Below are 19,431 nucleotides of genomic sequence, written 5' to 3' on the forward strand. Positions count from 1 at the left end.
ACATCGCCAGGCTTTAAATTATGAACACTTGTCAGCGACGACAAGTAGTCCACTGCGGAGTGGTAGTTCAGTTGGTTAGAATACCGGCCTGTCACGCCGGGGGTCGCGGGTTCGAGTCCCGTCCACTCCGCCACTTATTCGATAACCTCGCCTAGTGCGAGGTTTTTTCGAATCTGAAGTAAGATAAAGTTTTAGGGGTGTAGCTCCAATTGGCAGAGCAGCGGATTCCAAATCCGCGTGTTGGGAGTTCGAATCTCTCCACCCCTGCCATTTTCCCTTATGGGATATGAAAAGCCTCAACTTCGGTTGAGGCTTTTTGCCATCTAGTATTATGAAAAATAGAGATTTTCAGAACTCTTGCCTATCAACCCCATCAAAAGCTCATCAGAAACGTTCATAAAGCCTCTCCAAAACACTTCCGGTACATATCCTGAACTTTCAGCTTCGACCTCGTGGTGAGCTATACAGCTATGAATAGCGCTTGCGCCTACCTAGAGTGAATATTGCCAACAAACACCTTTCATCGAAATTCGCGACTGGTATGGTCTATATCCGGTCATGTAGTTGGAATCGGTGGTCGATATAATATTTATGGTTTGGTAGGAAATACGATTACATTATCTGGTATGCATCCTGACTGATTTTTGATATCCCACTCTTCGTTTACGGTATTCATCTCTAAGGTGGTGATATCTCCCGACATAGACTGCTTAAGTTGTCGTATACGCTCAGAGATACTTCTAACTTGCTTTTCATCGTATCCACAGTAGTTTTGTAACCAATGAAACAACATCTGGTTCGCAGGATAAATCATGTATTTAAGCCCTTTATATTGCTTAGGCATGCTATTCATATCCGCATCAAAGCACATAATTTGTTCAGTATCAGGCAAGCATCCGGAGTTTTCAGCTGTATCCTTAAAGAACCAAGTTATTTCGTTGAGATGTGACTGTAAACTTCTGTCCGAACGAGTAAAGAAGCGGTACTCGTTATTCAACCTTAAGAATTTCTTCAACATCGGGTCAAAAGTATCATCATTCATGATCATTAGATCTTCGCCAAAATACTGTACTAAGTTGGCTATACGTTCAATAAAGTCAGTGATAAATCGTTGGTGCTCACCTTTCTTCAGGTCTACGAAGGTCATTACATAGCGAGTATTTTTCTCTATAGCAAAGATAATAGGTTTACGCTGGACTCTGATCACATGTACTAACCATTCGCTGATTTCTTTGGGCGTATTGCCGTCGTTATCTTTTAGATGGTAGATATCATCTGATATCAATTTACAGGGAGTAGGATTGATTGGTGATATCTTTTCTCCTTGTCGAGTTACGGTGAAGAAATCACTAGCAGCTTTAGTACAGTTGAAAATCAGCATGGTATGTTTTTTCTAGTTGTTTAAGTTGTATCAGATTAAAGGCTGTTTCAATAAAAGCCAACCTGTAGATAGTACGTAAACGACCATGAAGTTATGATTTTCGTCATTAGTATATGCTGTAACCTTTGTCTGTACTGACCACCAACGATAAATCTCAGTCTTTGTTATAGCAATGTAGGAGTGTTGCCGATGTTTGTTTATTGATGTTGTGGTGATGATTAGAAGTGAGATTACAACGCTGAGCAAAACGAGAATGACGGCAATATACTATTGCTAAAGACAGTATCTGAGATTTATCCCTGAGTCCCACCATAACAATCCACCTCAACTTCTTCCACATGTTGAAGAGAGCACGCCAGTTCAGTTCGATGAAGAGCATGCTCTGATGCTTAAACATTGGCATATCGACAAACAAGGTCAGTGGAAAGACTTAATGATTCCTCGCCTCAGCGCTCGTATGGGTACGCCAGGAGAGTGGAGTAGCATCAATGGCGTACATGAACCCATCTATCAATTGAAGCAGCACGCAACGACTAGGCTGCGTATCGCGAATGTTGATAACACGATTACCTATCCGGTTGCTATTGAAGGGGCTGAAGCATGGGTCATTGCTATTGATGGTAACCCTATAAAGACACCTTATAAGCTGACTCAGCATAAAATTGGCCCAGGTATGCGTGTCGATCTTGGGTTGATTGCTCCCAAGGCGGGGGAGCGAGTGAATGTCCTTCAAATGAAAGGACGTTTTCCTTTTTCATTATGTGAATTTGAGGTTGTAGATTCCACGCTAATAGAAGGCCAAACACTTCCTTTATTGCCTCTCAATCCAGTGCCTAACTTAGATCTCGTCAACGCAGAAGAAATCGATTTTGTGTTTGAGTGGGAAGGGGCGGTATCACCGGTATCTAAAGATGGGAAGTCGATGCCTAAGTTTTGGCTCACTAACAAGCGCGCGTGGGAGGGAATGAGCAAAGACAATATTCCCGAGCCGTTGGCGACTTTAGAGTTAGGCAAAACTTATATATTCGATCTAAAGAACGTCACTCAATACCACCACCCAATTCATATTCATGGTCATACATTCACTGTATTGGAACTTGATGGCAAAAAAATAGAAGAGCCTTTCCATACCGATACTGTATTACTAGGGAAAAATGGCCGAGCGAAAGCTGCGTTTGTTGCAGACAACCCAGGGCGTTGGATGTACCACTGTCATGTAATCGAACACATGAAAACGGGATTGATGGGATATATTGAAGTTAAGTGACACCTGTAACGTTTAATATTTGCGCATGCATTCTTAGTTTCTACCCTCGCTTTTATCGGCGGTAAAGCTAGAATATAGGGACTGTTATTTGGGAGGATTCATGGGTCAGTTATCTATTTTAGGTTTTATTGCCATTGGTGGTGCATTTGGTGCTTGTTCGCGCTATTTGATTTCAGAGTTATGTGTGGCGATGTTAGGGCGTGGTTTTCCTTACGGTACGCTGACTGTTAACGTGATCGGCTCCTTCATTATGGGTCTACTGATCGCCGCATTTGAAAATGAGATGGTTGCGACTGAACCATGGAGACAGATCATTGGCCTCGGTTTCCTTGGAGCTTTGACTACATTCTCTACATTTTCGATGGATAACGTGCTTCTTATGCAGCAGGGCGCTTTCTTTAAGATGGGGCTCAATGTGCTACTCAACGTGGTTCTCAGTATTTCAGCAGCATGGATCGGCTTCCAACTTTTGATAAAGTCTTAAAACTTTCTTACGATTTGTTAACAACTCGGCTTGGTTTATCCAAGCCGTTTTTATATACTCGATCGAACTTGTCGGAGTGCCATATGGCTGAGACCGTTAACTCGGGATCCGTTGAACCTGATCAGGCTAATACCTGCGAAGGGAACAAGAGTAGATATCTAACTAGAATCCTTCTAGAGATCTATCTCCAGATCACAACTGTATTTCTTAACGTGATCCCTCTTGTAGCATCTAATCCGTCAAGCATTTTTATCCCTATAAATAATGGCTAAAAGCCAAGGAAAAATGCTATGTCGAGTCGTAAACAAGCAAGACTGGAAGCGAAGAATTTCATCGATTCTTTATCCGTACAACCTTATCCAAATTCAAAAAAAGCTTACATCCAAGGATCTCGAGAGGACATTCAAGTCCCTGTACGAGAAATATCACTCGCAGATAGCCTTGTTGGTGGTACGAGAAAAGAGCCTGTATTCGAACCTAATAAGCCTATTCATGTCTACGATACTTCCGGTGTTTATACCGATCCTACACATGAAATAGACCTTTATAGCGGCCTTCCTAAATTGCGAGAGCAATGGATTGAAGAGCGTGGCGATACGGAATTGCTCGATGATGTAAGCTCAGTTTACACCAAAGAACGTTTAGAAGATGAAACCCTAGACGACCTTCGTTACGGAAACCTGCCTAGAATTCGTCGCGCTACTGGCGACCAATGTGTGACTCAACTGCACTATGCTCGTCAGGGTATTATCACTCCTGAGATGGAGTACATTGCGATACGTGAGAACATGGGACGTCAGAAGTTTGCTGATGAGCAGCTTAATCACCAACACCCCGGCCATAACTTTGGCGCAAACCTACCTAAAGAAATCACCCCTGAGTTCGTGCGTAAAGAGGTTGCTGAAGGTCGAGCTATTATCCCTTCAAACATCAACCACCCAGAATCAGAGCCTATGATTATTGGCCGAAACTTCTTAGTGAAAGTGAACGCCAATATCGGTAACTCTTCAGTAAGCTCTTCGATTGAAGAAGAAGTTGAGAAGCTAGTATGGTCGACTCGCTGGGGTGGTGATACCGTAATGGACCTTTCTACTGGACGTAATATCCACGAGACCCGTGAATGGATCCTACGTAACAGCCCTGTGCCGATTGGTACGGTTCCTATGTATCAAGCGCTTGAAAAAGTGAATGGCGTTGCAGAAGATCTTAACTGGGAAGTGATGCGCGATACCTTGATTGAACAAGCGGAGCAGGGTGTTGATTACTTCACTATCCACGCAGGTTTGTTGCTTCGTTACGTTCCGATGACGGCTAAACGTGTGACTGGCATTGTCTCTCGTGGTGGCTCTATTATCGCAAAATGGTGTCTTGCTCATCACCAAGAAAGCTTTCTATATACACACTTCCGCGAGATCTGTGAGATTTGTGCGAAGTACGATGTGGCTCTGTCGTTAGGTGATGGCCTACGTCCTGGCTCTATTGCAGATGCCAACGATGAGGCTCAATTCTCAGAGTTACGTACTCTAGGTGAGTTAACTAAAGTTGCTTGGGAATATGATGTTCAGGTGATCATTGAAGGCCCTGGACATGTACCTATGCACCTTATCAAAGAGAACATGGACGAGCAGTTAGAGCACTGCCATGAAGCGCCTTTCTATACGTTAGGCCCGCTGACCACTGATATTGCACCGGGTTATGACCACATTACCTCTGGTATTGGCGCGGCGATGATTGGTTGGTACGGCTGTGCGATGCTTTGTTATGTAACACCTAAAGAGCATTTGGGCTTACCAAATAAAGAAGATGTGAAGACTGGCTTGATTACTTACAAGCTGGCAGCACATGCAGCGGACTTAGCAAAAGGGCACCCCGGCGCTCAAATCCGAGATAATGCATTGTCTAAAGCACGTTTTGAATTCCGTTGGGAAGACCAATTTAATCTAGCTTTAGATCCAGAAACAGCACGTTCTTTCCACGATGAAACCCTGCCACAAGAGTCGGGCAAGGTCGCTCACTTCTGCTCTATGTGTGGACCTAAGTTCTGCTCGATGAAGATTTCTCAAGAAGTTCGCGAGTATGCAAAAGACACTGAACAAGTAGCCGCTGATCAGGCTATCGAGATTAAGATGCTAGATAATCCGTTGGAGGGAATGCGTCAAAAATCACAAGAGTTCCGTGATACTGGCTCTGAACTTTATCACCCTGCTGTAGGCGCAAAAGAAGCTCAATTAGAGGAATAATGACAGTGAAGGTTCTCATCCCATCTCAATACATCGAGTTAACGGGGGAGGTTCAAAACTGTCTATTGGTTGCTAAACGACAAGGTTTAGCAACTGATGCAGTTGAGTTGGGTGTAAGCCCAACTCGATACTTCTCTATCGTTGATGCTCAACAGGCACTATCTATTGGTTTTGCTCATGATATTGATTCATTGGCGGAGTGTCAGTTAGCGCAACTGAACCATGTTGTTGATTACAGTAATTCAGTTGCTTTAACTGATGTTTGTGCCGCTTTGACTCAAGCTTCGAACACCGTCTATATAGGAGTCCCCGATGATTCAGCTGTGTTAGATATCTGGTCACACATAGATGCTAATCGTGTTATCAAGAGTGAAACTACAGCTCATCAAGAGTTATATAGTCGTGGCCACTTTGCTTGGTTACTTACTTTATTGGCGTTGGAATTTCCATTGGAAGACGCGCTGGTTTTAGCTCGCGCTGCATCGAATGTTTCACGTGGAACATGGCCTGCACATCATCGAGATTTTCCTATCCCTGTTCTTGAAGATCAACGATTGGATATCAGTGTTGGTTGGGCTAACCAAGGGACATCACTTTCCTTCCCTGAGTTAAGCAAAAACAGTCTCGGCTTATACCCAGTGGTTGATGATGTTGAGTGGATAGAAAGGTTGCTTAAGCTTGGGATCAACACCGTCCAACTGCGTATTAAGAACCCTCAACAAGCCGACTTAGAACAACAAGTCGCGCGATCGATCGAGCTTGGGCGAGAATATAACGCTCAGGTTTTTATTAACGATTACTGGCAGCTTGCACTCAAACATGGCGCTTTTGGTGTTCACTTGGGACAAGAGGATATTGAAGAATCAAACCTTTCCCAACTTAGCCAAGCAGGTATTAAGATCGGTCTATCGACTCATGGTTATTATGAGTTGCTACGCATCGTCCAAATCAATCCAAGCTACATTGCACTAGGCCATATCTTCCCGACTACGACGAAACAGATGCCATCAAAGCCTCAAGGTTTGGTGCGTTTATCTCTGTACCAACAGCTAATTGATACCATCCCATACACAGAAGAACTTACTGGTTATCCGACGGTTGCTATTGGTGGTATTGACCAATCGACAGCTGCGCAGGTTTGGGATTGTGGTGTATCGAGCTTGGCGGTTGTACGTGCGATTACATTAGCGGAAGACCCACAAAAAGTGATCGAATTCTTCGATAAGCTGATGACTCCTAGCTCTTCAATGACGAGTAAAGAGGTTATGCGGGAGCCTAGCTATGCTGAGTGACTTTGAGTTCATTCGTTACCAACGACAAATTGCCTTGCCTGAAGTCGGTGAGCAAGGTCAACGCAACCTGTTAAATAGCCATGTGTTGGTGATTGGTTGTGGTGGCTTAGGTAATTCTGCTGCTCTCTATCTCGCAGCTTCTGGTGTCGGAAGAATCGTTTTGGTCGATGATGATTGTGTTGATTCGTCCAACCTGCAGAGACAGGTTGCGTTCAAGGAGAGCCAATTAGGTTCACCTAAGGTCGAAGCACTTAAACAACAACTGAATGAGCTCAATGGTCGAAGCCAAGTAAGAACCATCAATCAACGAATGAGTGAAAGCCAACTTGAATTAGAAGTAATGTTGGCTGATCTCGTGTTGGATTGTACTGACAACTTCGCGTCACGCCAGCAGGTTAACCGAGCTTGTTTTAAAGCTAATACACCTTTGATATCGGGTTCTGCAATCGGCTGGAAAGGTCAATTTATTGTTTTTGATTATCAGAACCAGAAAGGGTGTTACCACTGCCTTTTCCCGTTTGAACATCATCCACAAACAACGCGTTGTAGTGATAGCGGCATCATTGGTCCAGTGGTCGGCACTATCGGTAATCTCCAAGCTCTTGCTGCTATTCAGCGTATTAGTGGTGGCGAGTTTAAAGTCGCAACGCATCAGCTAAAGCTGTTCGATGGCCAGACCATGAACTGGCAAAACCTAATGGTCACGCAAGATAGCGAATGTCCGGTTTGCAACACAACGGCGATCCAACATCTAGAAGAAGAAGCACAATGAGCCACATAACTATTTCTATAAACGAGCAACCAGAGCTGGTCGCGCAATCGTCATCTCTTTCAGACATCATCCAAGCACTATCGCTACCTGATTTAGGGTGTGTATTTGCTATCAATAATGCGGTTGTACCACGCAGTCAATGGCAAAAAACCATCGTCAACGAGGGCGATTCCATCTCTCTTTTCCAAGCTATTGCAGGGGGCTAACCATGTTAACCATCGCAGATAAAACGTTTCAATCACGTCTGTTCACTGGAACCGGCAAGTTCGCAAACAAACATTTGATGGCGAGTGCTATCGAAGCGTCAGGTTCTCAGCTAGCAACCATGGCACTGAAGAGAGTCGATATTCGTTCTGAGCAAGATGATATTTTGCAGCCAATTATTGATGCTGGCGTTAATCTACTTCCGAATACCTCTGGTGCGAAGAACGCGAAGGATGCGATTTTTGCCGCACATTTGGCTCGCGAAGCACTCGGTACTAACTGGCTAAAGCTTGAGATTCACCCAGATCCAAAGTACTTGATGCCAGACCCCATCGAGACACTTAACGCTGCTGAGCAGTTGGTGAAAAATGGTTTTGTTGTGTTGCCTTATTGCCACGCCGACCCTGTCTTGTGTAAGCGCTTAGAAGAGGTAGGTTGTGCTGCTGTGATGCCACTCGGTGCACCGATTGGTTCGAATAAGGGAATCGCTTCAGCGGACTTCTTAGAGATCATTATCGACCAAGCCAACGTTCCTGTGATTGTTGATGCGGGCATTGGTGCGCCATCACATGCTGCACGTGCAATGGAAATGGGTGCAGATGCTGTGTTAGTGAATACGGCGATTGCTGCTTCTCAACAGCCAGTTGAAATGGCGATTGCCTTTAAGTTGGCAGTTGAAGCGGGCCGTATGGCTTACCTTGCTGGTCTCGCTGGTCAGGTATCTCACGCGGTTGCTTCTAGTCCGCTAACTTCATTCCTAGACGAGTAGTATTGCCATGACGTTTGTTGATCGATTTAAACAGCTCAACTGGGATGACATTGGTATGTCTATCTTCAGTAAAACGGCGGCGGATGTTGAACGTGCTCTGAGTAAACCCAAACGTGACTTAGAAGATTTTAAGGCTTTGATCTCTCCGGCTGCAGAACCTTACTTAGAGCAGATGGCACAACAATCGTTGGCGTTAACACGTAAGCGATTTGGTAATACGATGTCGCTGTATATTCCTTTGTACTTATCGAACTTGTGTGCGAATGCGTGTACCTATTGTGGCTTCTCAATGGAGAATCGCATCAAGCGTCGGACATTAACTTTGGATGAAATTGATGCCGAGAGCGCGGCCATCAAAAAGATGAAATTCGATAGTGTATTGTTGGTGACCGGTGAGCACGAAACTAAGGTTGGGATGAAATACTTCCGTGAGGTGCTACCGAATATCAAAGCACAATTTAACTATCTTGCGATGGAAGTGCAGCCGCTTGATCAAGACGGCTACGCCGAGCTCAAAACGCTTGGCTTAGATGCAGTCATGGTTTACCAAGAAACATATAGCCCAAGTACCTATGCTGAGCACCACTTGCGTGGCAACAAAATGGATTTTGAATACCGGCTCGAAACGCCCGATCGTCTGGCAAAAGCGGGTATTGATAAGATAGGTATTGGTGCTTTGATTGGTTTGGAAGATTGGCGAACGGACTGCTTCTTCGTGGCCGCTCATTTGGATTACTTAGAGCGAACTTACTGGCAAACGCGTTACTCGATTTCTTTCCCACGTCTTCGTCCTTGTGAGGGGGGGTTGCAACCTAAGTCGATTATGAGTGATAAGCAGTTGGTGCAACTTATCTGTGCTTATCGACTATTAAACCCTGAGGTTGAGTTATCTCTTTCGACTCGTGAGTCTGCAACGTTCCGCGATAACGTGTTGCCGTTAGGTATCACTAGCATGTCTGCCGCATCAAAAACACAACCTGGTGGTTATGCTTCCGGTGAGGAAGAGCTTGAGCAGTTTGAGATAAGTGATGAGAGAAGTGCAGCTGATGTTGAGGCTATGATTCGTCAACGCGGGTTTGACCCGGTGTGGCGTGATTGGCACAGCGCTTACTCAGGCTAACTAATACCAATCTAAATAAGTATCTGCACATTCTTGCTAGTTAAAATCGCTGATAGCATCGTTATAGATTTTGTAGGTAGGCCAACTAGCTAGCTGCAATCTATGCCTTGCTCTAAGCGATTTTTCCTGCGCAATTATCTGATCACCTACTTATCCAGATTGGTATAACATCTTGGCTGATGTTCCACGTGAAACATAAATGATGCGAAATCAATAAACAAAAACGGCTACCCTTAGGTAGCCGTTTTAATCTCTAACTGAGCTATTAGTTTTGGTTCAGTTACCTGCCTAACAAGGTATTAAGCGTGAGCAAGTGGAGTAGTTGCTTGGCGTAGCCACTCTAACGTGTCACCTTCAACTAGTGGGCTAACGTCGTTCCACACTTTTTCGTGGTAATCGTTTAGCCACGCCAGTTCAGGTCTTGTCAATAGGTCAACGTTGATGTTGCGCTTATCGATAGGGCAACGTGTTAGCGATTCAAACGTTAGCACCGAGAAATCACCTTGAGTTGGAAGCTCAACAACCAGCTCTAAGTTTTCGATGCGAATACCAAACTCATCGGCACGGTAGTAACCCGGCTCATTTGATAACACCATACCTTCAACAAGAGGGACGTCGATTAGCTTCTTAGAGATGCTTTGCGGGCCTTCATGAACACTTAGGAAGTGACCAACACCGTGACCAGTACCGTGGTCATAGTCGAAGCCTTCTGCCCATAAGTGCTGACGCGCTAGGATATCAAGTTGGAAACCACGAGTGCCCTGTGGGAAACGCGCACGTGCAATGCCGATGTGACCTTTAAGCGCTAATGTGAACTGCTGGATCATTTCGTCGCTTGGCTGGCCAATCGCAATAGTACGAGTGATGTCGGTTGTACCATCTAAGTACTGACCGCCTGAATCGACTAGGTACAGAGTATTCATCTCTAACTGACCTGGTTCAGGTTGATTCTCGTGGTTGTAGTGACACATAGCAGCGTTGCCGCCTGCTGCTGAAATGGTGTCAAAACTTAGGTCCATTAGTGTTGGATCTTGCTCGCGGAATGATTGTACTTTGTCAGCCAACACCGCTTCGTTGTGCAGGCTGCCTTGCGCTACTTCTGCATCAATCCAAGACAAAAACTTGGCCATCGCAACACCATCACGAATGTGACACGCTTTCATGCCCGCAATTTCAGTTGCGTTCTTAGCAGCCTTTGGCATTAAGCACGGGTCTGCTGCTTCAATGATATGAGCACCTGCGTTTTGTAGAACAAGCGTGTACCAAGCGTTGCTTGTGCCTGAATCAACTGACACATTCTTACCTTCTAAAGATTGAAGACGTGCTTCAAGCTCAGATGGGTGAGAAACACGAATACCATTACCAACGTGCGTCTCAAAGCCAGCAGGGATACGAGCCGGGTCTAAGAAGAAATCGACACTTTCATCGGCGTGAATGATGGCATTAGACAACACAACCGGTAGGCGAGATACGTCCAAACCACGAATGTTAAGCAACCAACAGATAGAATCTAGTTCAGTAAGGATTGCGGCATCAGCACCTTTGGCTTTTAGTAGGCCTGCAATTTCAGCACGTTTGCTTTCACTTGATTGACCAACGGCGTCGGTCACCATTAGACGAACATCAGATACCACAGGCTCAGGGCGATCAGACCAAAGCTCATCAATCGGGTTTGCTGTTAATGTTGTGAGTTCTACTTTATCAGCCAGTTTAGCTTGTGCGCCTTTCAACCAAGCCGCTGTGTGCATGCGTGGGTCAAATGCTACCTTGCTGCCTTGCGCTAGTGAATTGATGATCCAATCTAAAGTCGGCTCTTCAATAAGGTGGCGATACTCAAATAACTCTGCTGGTACCTGCTTACGAACCTGAACGGTGTAGCGACCATCAACAAAAATAGCAGCGTTTTCGCGGGTAATAACTGCTGCACCTGCAGAGCCAGTGAAACCTGATAACCAGTGAAGTCGCTCGTTATGAGCTGGAACGTATTCGCCTAGGTACTCATCTTCGTGTGGGATGATAACAGCATCTAGTTGGTTCGCTTCAAGCCAAGCTCGAACCGCAGTAACGCGTTCCGCAGTGATATTGTGCATCTGTGTTTATCCTTATTGTTAGGGTCCTTGTTAACACTCACAGTAGATATACATGTGAGGGGACTTATTAGGTCAATAAGCTAGCGCTTTTGTTCGTTTGCTGCAAACGCTGTACGCCATTTTTATCTAAGGTGCAGAGTTTTTTCTTTGATGATATCTCGCAACCAAGTTAACGCTGGGTCATTTTCTCTATCACGGTGCCAAAACAGAGTGTATGCCATCGGCGGAAATTCCATTGGCAGAGGGACAACGACTAAGTCGAGTTGTTTGGCAACAAGGTAGGTGAAGTGACTTGGTGCCGTAAATACAAAGTCAGTGTAGGTACACAGGCTAGCCGCACTGTTGAAGTCGGGAACAGAAATAGCGATATCACGTTGGTGACCAAGATCAGCGAGCTTGTAGTCGAGAAGCCAACGATCGTTACCATCACACCTTACTTGTACATGACGCTGTGCAAGGTAGGTTTCCAGATCCCATTTGCCACTCAGAGCCGGGTGGTTGCGCCTTAATACACACATCTGTGCATCTCGGTAGATCTCTTGTTCGCAAATATCATCTGGCGGCAGCATGGTTAAACGCGCGTCGTTGATGTCGATGTCTTTACCTGTGAGACCAATATCTAACTCACCAAGTTGTAACTTCTTAAAGGTCTGTTCTGTCCACGCGTGGGTGTTGATATTCACTTTAGGAGCTTGCCGAAATATAGCCGGTAGGAAGTGGGGAAGAATAAGCGGGTAAACACTCTCAACAGCTGCAATGTGAAAGCTGTGGTCACTGTTGTTTGGAATAAACGTCTCTGGTTGGGTGAGTACATCAAGCTGGTTTATCAATGTTTCTAGCCGAGGCTTAAGAAAAACCGCCTTTGGTGTTGGTCGCAGTCCATGAGCACTTCGTGTGAAAAGGGGATCATTAAATTGCTCACGAAGTTTGGCCAATGACTTACTCACAGCAGACTGGCTCAGACACAATCGATGTGCAGTGCGTGTAACACTTAGTTCTTCCATCAACACTTGTAAGCAAACCAGTAGGTTTAAGTCGAGGCGTGATAGCTTCTCAATATTCATATGAGTTTCCTACTTGGAATAATGCTAATGAGTATATGCCATTTTTGTTCATATCTTTAGTTGGTTATTATGCACCTAAATTGACTCATCCGGAGAATCTTGTGCCTTCTAACGCGCTTCCAACCCCTAGTAAACTGCAGGTTGCTTTATTGGCAATGCTGGTTTTATTTAGCCCTTTGGCTATTGATATCTACTTACCAGCTCTGCCGCAAATTTCGACAGCGTTTCACGTGGAACATGCACTAGCACAAGATACGATTACTTGGTTTTTATTTGCCATGGGTGTCGGCCAACTGTTTGCTGGCCCTTTGGCGGATAAGTTAGGACGTCGAACCGTTGCATTGGGAGGTGTTAGTATCTATGCATTGAGCGCTTGCTTGGCGTGGGCAGCTCAATCGATTGATATGATGCTAATAGCTCGGCTGCTACAAGGCTTAGGAGCTTGTGCGACTTCTGTAGCTGCCTTTGCAACGGTTCGCGATCTATTTGGCCCAGAGAAGAGTGGCCGAATGATCAGCTACCTCAATGGTGCGATTTGTTTCATTCCTGCGTTGGCTCCAATTCTTGGCGCTTGGCTAACGCATCAATTTGGCTGGCGCTCGAACTTCAGCTTTATGGCAGGCTTCGCGGTAGTCGTAGGCTCTATCTTGTTTTTCCAAATGAAAGAGTCTAACCCAGCGACAGAAAAGGTTGCGGTGTTCAAACTAGAGCGATACTGGTCAGTATTGAAAACACCATCGTTCCTTTTTCACGCAACCTTGTGTTTGATGGCGATGGCGGTAATTCTTGCTTACGTAACTTCAGCACCGGTTGTGTTGATGGAAAACCTAGGCTTGAGCATGAAAGAGTTTACCTTCTGGTTTGGTCTTAATGCGGCGATTAACATTGCGGCTGCGTTTACGGCTCCTAAATTCATGGACCGCTTTGGTACATACAAGGCATTGGTGGTTGGTATCTCAATGCTAGGTTTAGCGGGCGTGATTATGTTGGTGCTTGCTGAGCACGCGACTCCAATCGCGTTCATGCTACCAATCTTCTTATCATCGGTTGGCTTTGCTTGGATTCTTGGTGCAGCAGCAGGTAAAGCTTTAGAGCCTTTTGGTGACCGTGCGGGTACAGCTGCTGCACTGCTAGGCTTGTTCCAAATGAGTGGTTCAGGGCTTCTTGTGGGCACCATGCAACGTCTTGATTTAACATCGCAAGTGATGATCGCTCTGCAAATGTTCCTGATTGTTCCTGCATTGTTGGTACTTGCGAGTAAGGCGGGTAAGTCTTGGCATGCGACGTTTGCTAAGGCATAAGTTACAAGGGTGACAAAATATACAAATGGCGGTTTTCGAAACGTTAAAACATGGTATATTTGTCATTCATTGAAACGTTAGTCCCCAACGGAAAATACTGTAATGTCATTAACAACCTACGAAATGGCGCGCGTCTTAGAACAAATGGAAGATGCACCTGAAAAGGTCATGTTTGGTAAACTGCTTAAAGAGCTAGGCAACCAAAGTGAAGAGCGTATTCGCAGTGCGGCAAAACAAGTTCCAATCGATACTTTGCGAGATATCATTTACCAATTTCAGCGTGTGGTAGAGTCTCGTAAGGGTGAGCAGGTTCAGCTATTGGCAAAAGAACTTGCAGAGCAAGGCATCTCTGCTGAAGAGCTACAAGCTTTTCTAAATAAGTAAGCTTATCCCAGTTAAAAAAGAAACCACTCAATTGAGTGGTTTTTTGCGTTTGGGCTGTAGCCATTTAGCTTTAGCTATTCAAAAGAGGTGAAAACTCATCTTAATTCCTGAATTGCGCATTCAAAACTCTATCAAGTGAGAATGGTCCTGCGCCCCACACGACAACGATAAGAATCATTAATCCCCATAACTGATGATCGTAGAAGCCTTGATCCCACAATACAGGGTAAGACACGACAGCAATGATATTGAAAACGAATAACACAGCAGCCATAGGTCGTGTTAATAAACCGAGTGCTAAGAACACCGGCAGAATTAACTCAGCGGCAGTTCCCATGTAAGCAGCCAGTTCCCAAGGTAGCAGTGGCACTTGGTATTCCAACTCAAACAAGTAAAGCGTGCTATCCCAAGTCGCTATCTTAGTGAGCCCAGAATTAAAGAATACCCACGCCACCCAAAGGCGACAAAATAGTAGAAGCACTGGAACAAAAAGGGCCTGTGATTTCTCAATCAAACTGTCGTATTGAGCCATCATGTTCGTGACTGTGTTGTTATCCATGTTATGTCTCCAATTCGGCATTGATTGAAAAACCTGAGATGACGTTTAGCGCCATAACAGTATTCAGATGTTGTAGTAAGAAAGGGTCGATTGCTGAGAGTGTTTGACCCGATTGCAATTCAGTTAAGAGTTGGTGGCTCTCTTTACTCAAACTATGACTTTCAACCTGTGAATTCTCAGCTCGGATTAACACCCCAAACTCAGCTTGATTGATGTCTAGTCCGTCGAGTTGTTGCTGATAGATGGCTTGTTCAAGTGCGATAATCGTGTAACTAGAGTTCACCAGTGTTACCGAATCTTTGAGATGAAAGACCAAAGCACCTTGCTGCTCTTGTGGTACATCAGCAAGACAAGAAAGAGGTCTCTGGTCGGTATGTACTTGTGACGTAAACCTTGCCAAGCTGTCTTTTTGCCATTCATACAACGCCACTTCACCGAGATAAGGTGCAGCCTCGATAACGGCAGGAAAGGCTTTTATAGTCTGCTCAAAGTGTTCACCGTAACCGCTGACATCACCAGAGGTCGATGGATAACTTAAGACATGTTTACGAGCCATCTGTTGGAAGCACTCTTCACCAACTAACATTTCAGTGAGTGGGTAGGTTGCTGCCAGAACTTCGCTCAAGCTGATCACAAAGTTATTACGGTAAATCTGGATTCGCTGTTCATCGGTAAAATGGTCGCTCACTATGTTGCAGTGCTCACCATTGTTTTGATAGCGTAGGGCGTTAGCAAACTCCAATTGAACATCTGCTAGGGAGTGGCTCATGATGCGCGACTCCTTTGGTTGAACTTGTCGTGTTGATACAAGATGTCACTGGCTTTGGTTGCTTCAGCCAATAAAACTTGGGGCTCTGGGATATCTAGATCCCACTCAATCAAGGTATGGCGCAAACCATGTTGTGCTATCCAATCGGTATAGAGTTGCCACACTTCGTCACAGACAGGTTTACTGTGTGTGTCTATCCAGATCTCACCTTGTTCAAGCTTCTTTTTGGTAAAACCTGCCAAGTGAATCTCTTCCACTTTGTCTGCAGGTATTCCTCTTAAGTACTCATCACAGCTGAAGCCATGATTAAAAGATGAGACGAAAATATTATTGAAATCGAGCAGTAGTCGACACTCGGTGCGCTTTTGTACTTCAGCCAAAAACTCCCACTCTGGGATAGTTGAATGTTTGAAGGCAAGGTAGCTCGATGGATTCTCAATCAGCATAGGGCGTTGCAGGCTGTCTTGTACTTCGATGACATTGCGACAGAACACTTCTAGCGCTTCTTCGGTATAAGGCAGCGGTAATAAGTCATTGAAATAATGACCACCAGTCTGACTCCAGCTGAGATGATCAGAAACCAAGAAGGGTTCGATATCATCAATGAGCTCTTTTAATTGCACCAGATGATGTTGATTGATGCGCTCGACAGAACCGAGAGATAATCCAACACCATGACAACTAATGTTGTGTGCGCTGCGAATTTCTCTGAGTTTTTGGCGTTGCGGTGATTGAGCTAAGAAGTAGTTCTCGCTGTGGACTTCGAACCAACTTACTAAGGCTGGAGTTTGGCTAAAGAAGTCCAAGTGCGGTGTCCTAAGGCCAACCCCTGCGTTGGGATGAAGAGTTTGAGTCACAACGGTTCTCCTAATCGGAAGTGGAGGTGAGCTGAATATCAGCCCACCATACTAAGCAGCTCAATTATGATGATTGAGTGTTACCACCAGTTAATTTGCCACACAGTCCTTTAGGAACGACCACGAATGCATCGGATTGGTTGTCTTCTTTTGCTGTACCCGCACATGAACTTGTTTTAGTTGCACAGTCATTTTGGCCAGCTTTTGCCACGCCGTAGCATTTTTCTTTCGCTGCTGCTTCCGCAGGTGCTGATGTAAGAACGGCACCGCCAAACGCTAGTACACTTGTGATTGCAGCTGTAACAGCAAGATTAGAATTTTTCATAGTCATTCCCTCTAGGACTTAATAGTATTTTTACATCGCAGGTTAATGAGTTGTTAACTTGCTTACTAAAAAGGATAGGAAGAACTAGGAAATAATTTCACGGCATTATAAAAAATATCAATATTAATGATGATTTATCATTTAAGTTACTGATTTTATGATGTTAAATTTTGATTGTTTTTTCTTCTTATTATCCTAAACGCAGCCTAGTGTTTAGGTTATAATCAACTTTTATGTATAAATACCCAGTAGTGAGCATATCCAATGATAGATCCTTCGCTTTTACTCGATGGCCTAAACGACAAACAACGTGAGGCGGTCGCGGCACCTTTAGAAAACCTACTTATTCTGGCAGGTGCAGGCAGTGGTAAAACGCGAGTGTTGGTGCATCGTATCGCTTGGCTGCAAAGCGTAGAGCAAGCATCACCGTTCTCTATTATGTCGGTTACCTTCACCAACAAAGCGGCGGCAGAGATGCGTGGTCGTATTGAAGAGTTGATGATGGGGAGCTCGTCAGGCATGTGGAATGGCACCTTCCACGGCATTTGTCACCGTATCCTTCGTGCTCACTACCTAGATGCAAAACTACCAGAAGATTTCCAGATCATTGATTCAGATGATCAGATTCGCTTGTTGCGTCGCTTAATCAAGGCGCAAAACCTCGATGAAAAACAGTGGCCTGCCAAGCAAGCTTCTTGGTGGATTAATGGTAAGAAAGACGAAGGCCTGCGCCCGAGTCACATTGACGCCTACCATGATCCAGTAACTCAAACATGGTTAAAGATCTACTCTGCTTACCAAGAGGCATGTGACCGTGCTGGCTTGGTCGATTTTGCTGAGATCTTGCTAAGAGCACACGAGCTGCTGCGTGATAAGAAACACATCCGAGAGCACTATCAAGCTCGCTTCAAGCACATTCTTGTCGACGAATTCCAAGATACCAACAACATCCAATACGCTTGGCTACGCATGATGGCGGGCCCTGATTGTCACGTAATGATCGTGGGTGATGACGACCAATCTATCTATGGTTGGCGTGGTGCCAAGATCGAGAATATTCAGAAGTTCTTGGATGAATTCCCTGGCGCTTCAACCATTCGACTCGAGCAAAACTATCGTTCAACCAAAACCATTCTTCAGGCGTCGAACGAGCTTATTTCGAACAATACTGAGCGTATGGGTAAAGAGCTTTGGACCGATGGTAACGATGGTGAACCAATCTCAGTTTACTCGGCTTACAACGAGCTTGATGAAGCCCGTTTCACGGTTAGCAAGATCAAAGAGTGGCAGGAGAAAGGCGGAGCGTTAGAAGATACCGCAATGCTTTATCGTAATAACGCCCAGTCTCGTGTTCTTGAAGAAGCTTTGATTCAAGGTGGTTTGCCTTACCGAATCTACGGCGGCATGCGATTCTTCGAGCGTCAGGAAATCCGAGATGCCTTGAGCTACATGCGTTTAATGGGTAACCGTAACGATGATGCTGCTTTTGAACGTGTGGTAAATACACCAACGCGTGGCTTGGGTGATAAAACCCTAGAGACAATTCGTTTCGCAGCGCGTGACCGTGGTGCAACGATGTGGCAAGCAAGTCTTGCTCTAATAGAAGAACAAGTGCTGCCAGGCCGTGCTGCTGGTGCCTTAAGCCGTTTTATCGAGTTAATTAATGCGCTTGAAGATGACACGTTAGAGCTTAGCCTACATGAACAAACTGACCACGTGATCAAATCGTCGGGTCTGTTTGCGATGTACGAGCAAGAGAAAGGCGAGAAGTCGAAGGCACGTATTGAGAACTTGGAAGAATTGGTAACGGCAACGCGCCAGTTTGAAAAGCCGGAAGAAGCGGATGAGATGAGCATGCTGACGGCGTTTTTAACTCACGCAGCTTTGGAAGCGGGTGAAGGTCAGGCCGATGAGTTTGACGATGCGGTTCAGTTAATGACCCTACACAGCGCTAAAGGCCTAGAGTTTCCAATGGTGTTCATGGTGGGTGTCGAAGAAGGCATGTTCCCAAGCCAGATGTCTGCCGAAGAAGCGGGGCGTTTAGAAGAAGAGCGTCGCCTGTGTTACGTAGGCATGACCCGTGCGATGGAGAAGCTTTACATCACTTATGCTGAGATGCGTCGTTTGTACGGTCAGGATAAGTACCATAAGCCATCACGCTTTATTCGTGAGCTGCCGGAGACATGTCTGGATGAAGTACGTATGAAAGCGCAAGTCAGCCGTCCTGCAAGCAGTGGTCGCTTTAGCCAAACCGCAGTGAAAGAGAACTTCAATGAAACAGGCTTTAGCTTGGGTTCTCGCGTGAAGCACCCTAAGTTTGGTGAAGGCACTATCATCAACTTTGAAGGAAGTGGTCCACAGAGCCGAGTGCAAGTGGCGTTTAACGGTGAAGGGATTAAGTGGTTAGTGACGGCTTACGCGCGTTTAGAGCAGCTTTAATCTATTACTTCAGCATCTAATAACCGTTGATTATTGAAAACCAAAAGAGCAGCCAATGGCTGCTCTTTTTTATTGCGTACCGCTTTAAGCGATCACAATAGATGGCTGACTAGA

17 protein-coding genes, 2 tRNA genes, 1 pseudogene and 1 riboswitch are annotated in these 19,431 nt (G+C 45.2%); of the genes and pseudogenes, 13 read left to right on the plus strand and 7 right to left on the minus strand.

Features of this window, described 5'->3' with window-relative positions; all coding sequences use genetic code 11:
• Positions 1–56: 56 nt before the first annotated feature.
• Both BCT34_RS01015 and BCT34_RS01020 read left to right on the plus strand, forming a co-directional pair.
• Positions 57–133: transfer RNA gene (locus BCT34_RS01015), tRNA-Asp, on the plus strand.
• 60 nt (positions 134–193) lie between these two features.
• A tRNA-Trp gene (locus BCT34_RS01020) sits at positions 194–270 on the plus strand.
• Positions 271–589: 319 nt separating this feature from the next.
• On the opposite strand, the gene BCT34_RS01025 is transcribed toward BCT34_RS01020, so the two are convergent.
• The gene (locus BCT34_RS01025) at positions 590–1,381 is read right to left on the minus strand and encodes a hypothetical protein (protein WP_076654537.1); all 792 of its coding nucleotides are present in this window, start codon (positions 1,379–1,381) and stop codon (positions 590–592) included.
• Positions 1,382–1,721: 340 nt separating this feature from the next.
• Between BCT34_RS01025 and BCT34_RS01030 the strand changes: the two are divergent.
• From BCT34_RS01030 to thiH, 8 genes and pseudogenes are all read left to right on the plus strand, one after another.
• Positions 1,722–2,648: pseudogene (locus BCT34_RS01030) on the plus strand (multicopper oxidase domain-containing protein); the annotation flags it as partial.
• Between the two features lie 100 nt (positions 2,649–2,748).
• A complete protein-coding gene (gene crcB / locus BCT34_RS01035) occupies positions 2,749–3,132 on the plus strand; it encodes a fluoride efflux transporter CrcB (RefSeq protein ID WP_076654535.1) in 384 nt (127 codons plus the stop codon).
• A gap of 62 nt (positions 3,133–3,194) precedes the next feature.
• Positions 3,195–3,293: riboswitch (TPP riboswitch) on the plus strand.
• 129 nt (positions 3,294–3,422) lie between these two features.
• Positions 3,423–5,372 carry a phosphomethylpyrimidine synthase ThiC gene (thiC, locus tag BCT34_RS01040; protein ID WP_076654534.1) on the plus strand — a complete coding sequence of 650 codons (1,950 nt, stop codon included), beginning with the start codon at positions 3,423–3,425 and terminating at the stop codon, positions 5,370–5,372.
• On the plus strand, positions 5,372–6,664 hold the full coding sequence (locus tag BCT34_RS01045) for a thiamine phosphate synthase (protein ID WP_076654533.1): 1,293 nt from the start codon (positions 5,372–5,374) through the stop codon (positions 6,662–6,664). The genes thiC and BCT34_RS01045 overlap by 1 nt, the downstream gene beginning before the upstream one ends.
• Entirely contained in the window at positions 6,654–7,436 is a 783-nt protein-coding gene (locus BCT34_RS01050) for a HesA/MoeB/ThiF family protein (RefSeq protein WP_076654532.1), read from the plus strand. The genes BCT34_RS01045 and BCT34_RS01050 overlap by 11 nt, the downstream gene beginning before the upstream one ends.
• On the plus strand, positions 7,433–7,642 hold the full coding sequence (gene thiS / locus BCT34_RS01055; protein ID WP_076654531.1) for a sulfur carrier protein ThiS: 210 nt from the start codon (positions 7,433–7,435) through the stop codon (positions 7,640–7,642). The genes BCT34_RS01050 and thiS overlap by 4 nt, the downstream gene beginning before the upstream one ends.
• Positions 7,643–7,644: 2 nt before the next feature.
• The gene (locus BCT34_RS01060; RefSeq protein ID WP_076654530.1) at positions 7,645–8,409 is read left to right on the plus strand and encodes a thiazole synthase; all 765 of its coding nucleotides are present in this window, start codon (positions 7,645–7,647) and stop codon (positions 8,407–8,409) included.
• Between the two features lie 7 nt (positions 8,410–8,416).
• The gene (thiH, locus tag BCT34_RS01065) at positions 8,417–9,529 is read left to right on the plus strand and encodes a 2-iminoacetate synthase ThiH (protein WP_076654529.1); all 1,113 of its coding nucleotides are present in this window, start codon (positions 8,417–8,419) and stop codon (positions 9,527–9,529) included.
• A gap of 299 nt (positions 9,530–9,828) precedes the next feature.
• On the opposite strand, the gene BCT34_RS01070 is transcribed toward thiH, so the two are convergent.
• Both BCT34_RS01070 and BCT34_RS01075 read right to left on the minus strand, forming a co-directional pair.
• Complete coding sequence (locus BCT34_RS01070) at positions 9,829–11,619, minus strand: aminopeptidase P family protein (RefSeq protein ID WP_076654528.1); 1,791 nt, start codon at positions 11,617–11,619, stop codon at positions 9,829–9,831.
• 122 nt (positions 11,620–11,741) lie between these two features.
• Positions 11,742–12,683 carry a LysR family transcriptional regulator gene (locus BCT34_RS01075; protein WP_012605070.1) on the minus strand — a complete coding sequence of 314 codons (942 nt, stop codon included), beginning with the start codon at positions 12,681–12,683 and terminating at the stop codon, positions 11,742–11,744.
• A 101-nt stretch (positions 12,684–12,784) separates the two neighbouring features.
• On the opposite strand from BCT34_RS01075, the gene BCT34_RS01080 reads away from it, so the two are divergent.
• Positions 12,785–13,984: a multidrug effflux MFS transporter gene (locus BCT34_RS01080; RefSeq protein ID WP_198593458.1), complete on the plus strand. Its 1,200-nt coding sequence runs from the start codon at positions 12,785–12,787 to the stop codon at positions 13,982–13,984.
• A 102-nt stretch (positions 13,985–14,086) separates the two neighbouring features.
• The gene (locus BCT34_RS01085; RefSeq protein WP_009848181.1) at positions 14,087–14,368 is read left to right on the plus strand and encodes a hypothetical protein; all 282 of its coding nucleotides are present in this window, start codon (positions 14,087–14,089) and stop codon (positions 14,366–14,368) included.
• Positions 14,369–14,468: 100 nt separating this feature from the next.
• Here the strand turns inward: BCT34_RS01085 and BCT34_RS01090 are convergent, their stop codons facing one another.
• From BCT34_RS01090 to BCT34_RS01105, 4 genes are all read right to left on the minus strand, one after another.
• On the minus strand, positions 14,469–14,927 hold the full coding sequence (locus BCT34_RS01090) for a DoxX family protein (RefSeq protein WP_076654526.1): 459 nt from the start codon (positions 14,925–14,927) through the stop codon (positions 14,469–14,471).
• Between the two features lies 1 nt (position 14,928).
• Positions 14,929–15,696, minus strand: a complete 768-nt coding sequence (locus tag BCT34_RS01095; RefSeq protein WP_076654525.1) for a DNA-binding domain-containing protein — start codon at positions 15,694–15,696, stop codon at positions 14,929–14,931.
• Positions 15,693–16,553: a DUF692 domain-containing protein gene (locus BCT34_RS01100; RefSeq protein ID WP_076654524.1), complete on the minus strand. Its 861-nt coding sequence runs from the start codon at positions 16,551–16,553 to the stop codon at positions 15,693–15,695. The genes BCT34_RS01095 and BCT34_RS01100 overlap by 4 nt, the downstream gene beginning before the upstream one ends.
• A 64-nt stretch (positions 16,554–16,617) precedes the next feature.
• Complete coding sequence (locus tag BCT34_RS01105; RefSeq protein ID WP_076654523.1) at positions 16,618–16,878, minus strand: DUF2282 domain-containing protein; 261 nt, start codon at positions 16,876–16,878, stop codon at positions 16,618–16,620.
• A gap of 264 nt (positions 16,879–17,142) precedes the next feature.
• Between BCT34_RS01105 and uvrD the strand changes: the two genes are divergently transcribed.
• Positions 17,143–19,317: a DNA helicase II gene (uvrD, locus tag BCT34_RS01110; RefSeq protein WP_076654522.1), complete on the plus strand. Its 2,175-nt coding sequence runs from the start codon at positions 17,143–17,145 to the stop codon at positions 19,315–19,317.
• Positions 19,318–19,431 lie beyond the last annotated feature (114 nt).

It is taken from the genome of Vibrio sp. 10N.261.45.E2 (genome assembly GCF_002875705.1).
Lineage (GTDB): Bacteria > Pseudomonadota > Gammaproteobacteria > Enterobacterales > Vibrionaceae > Vibrio.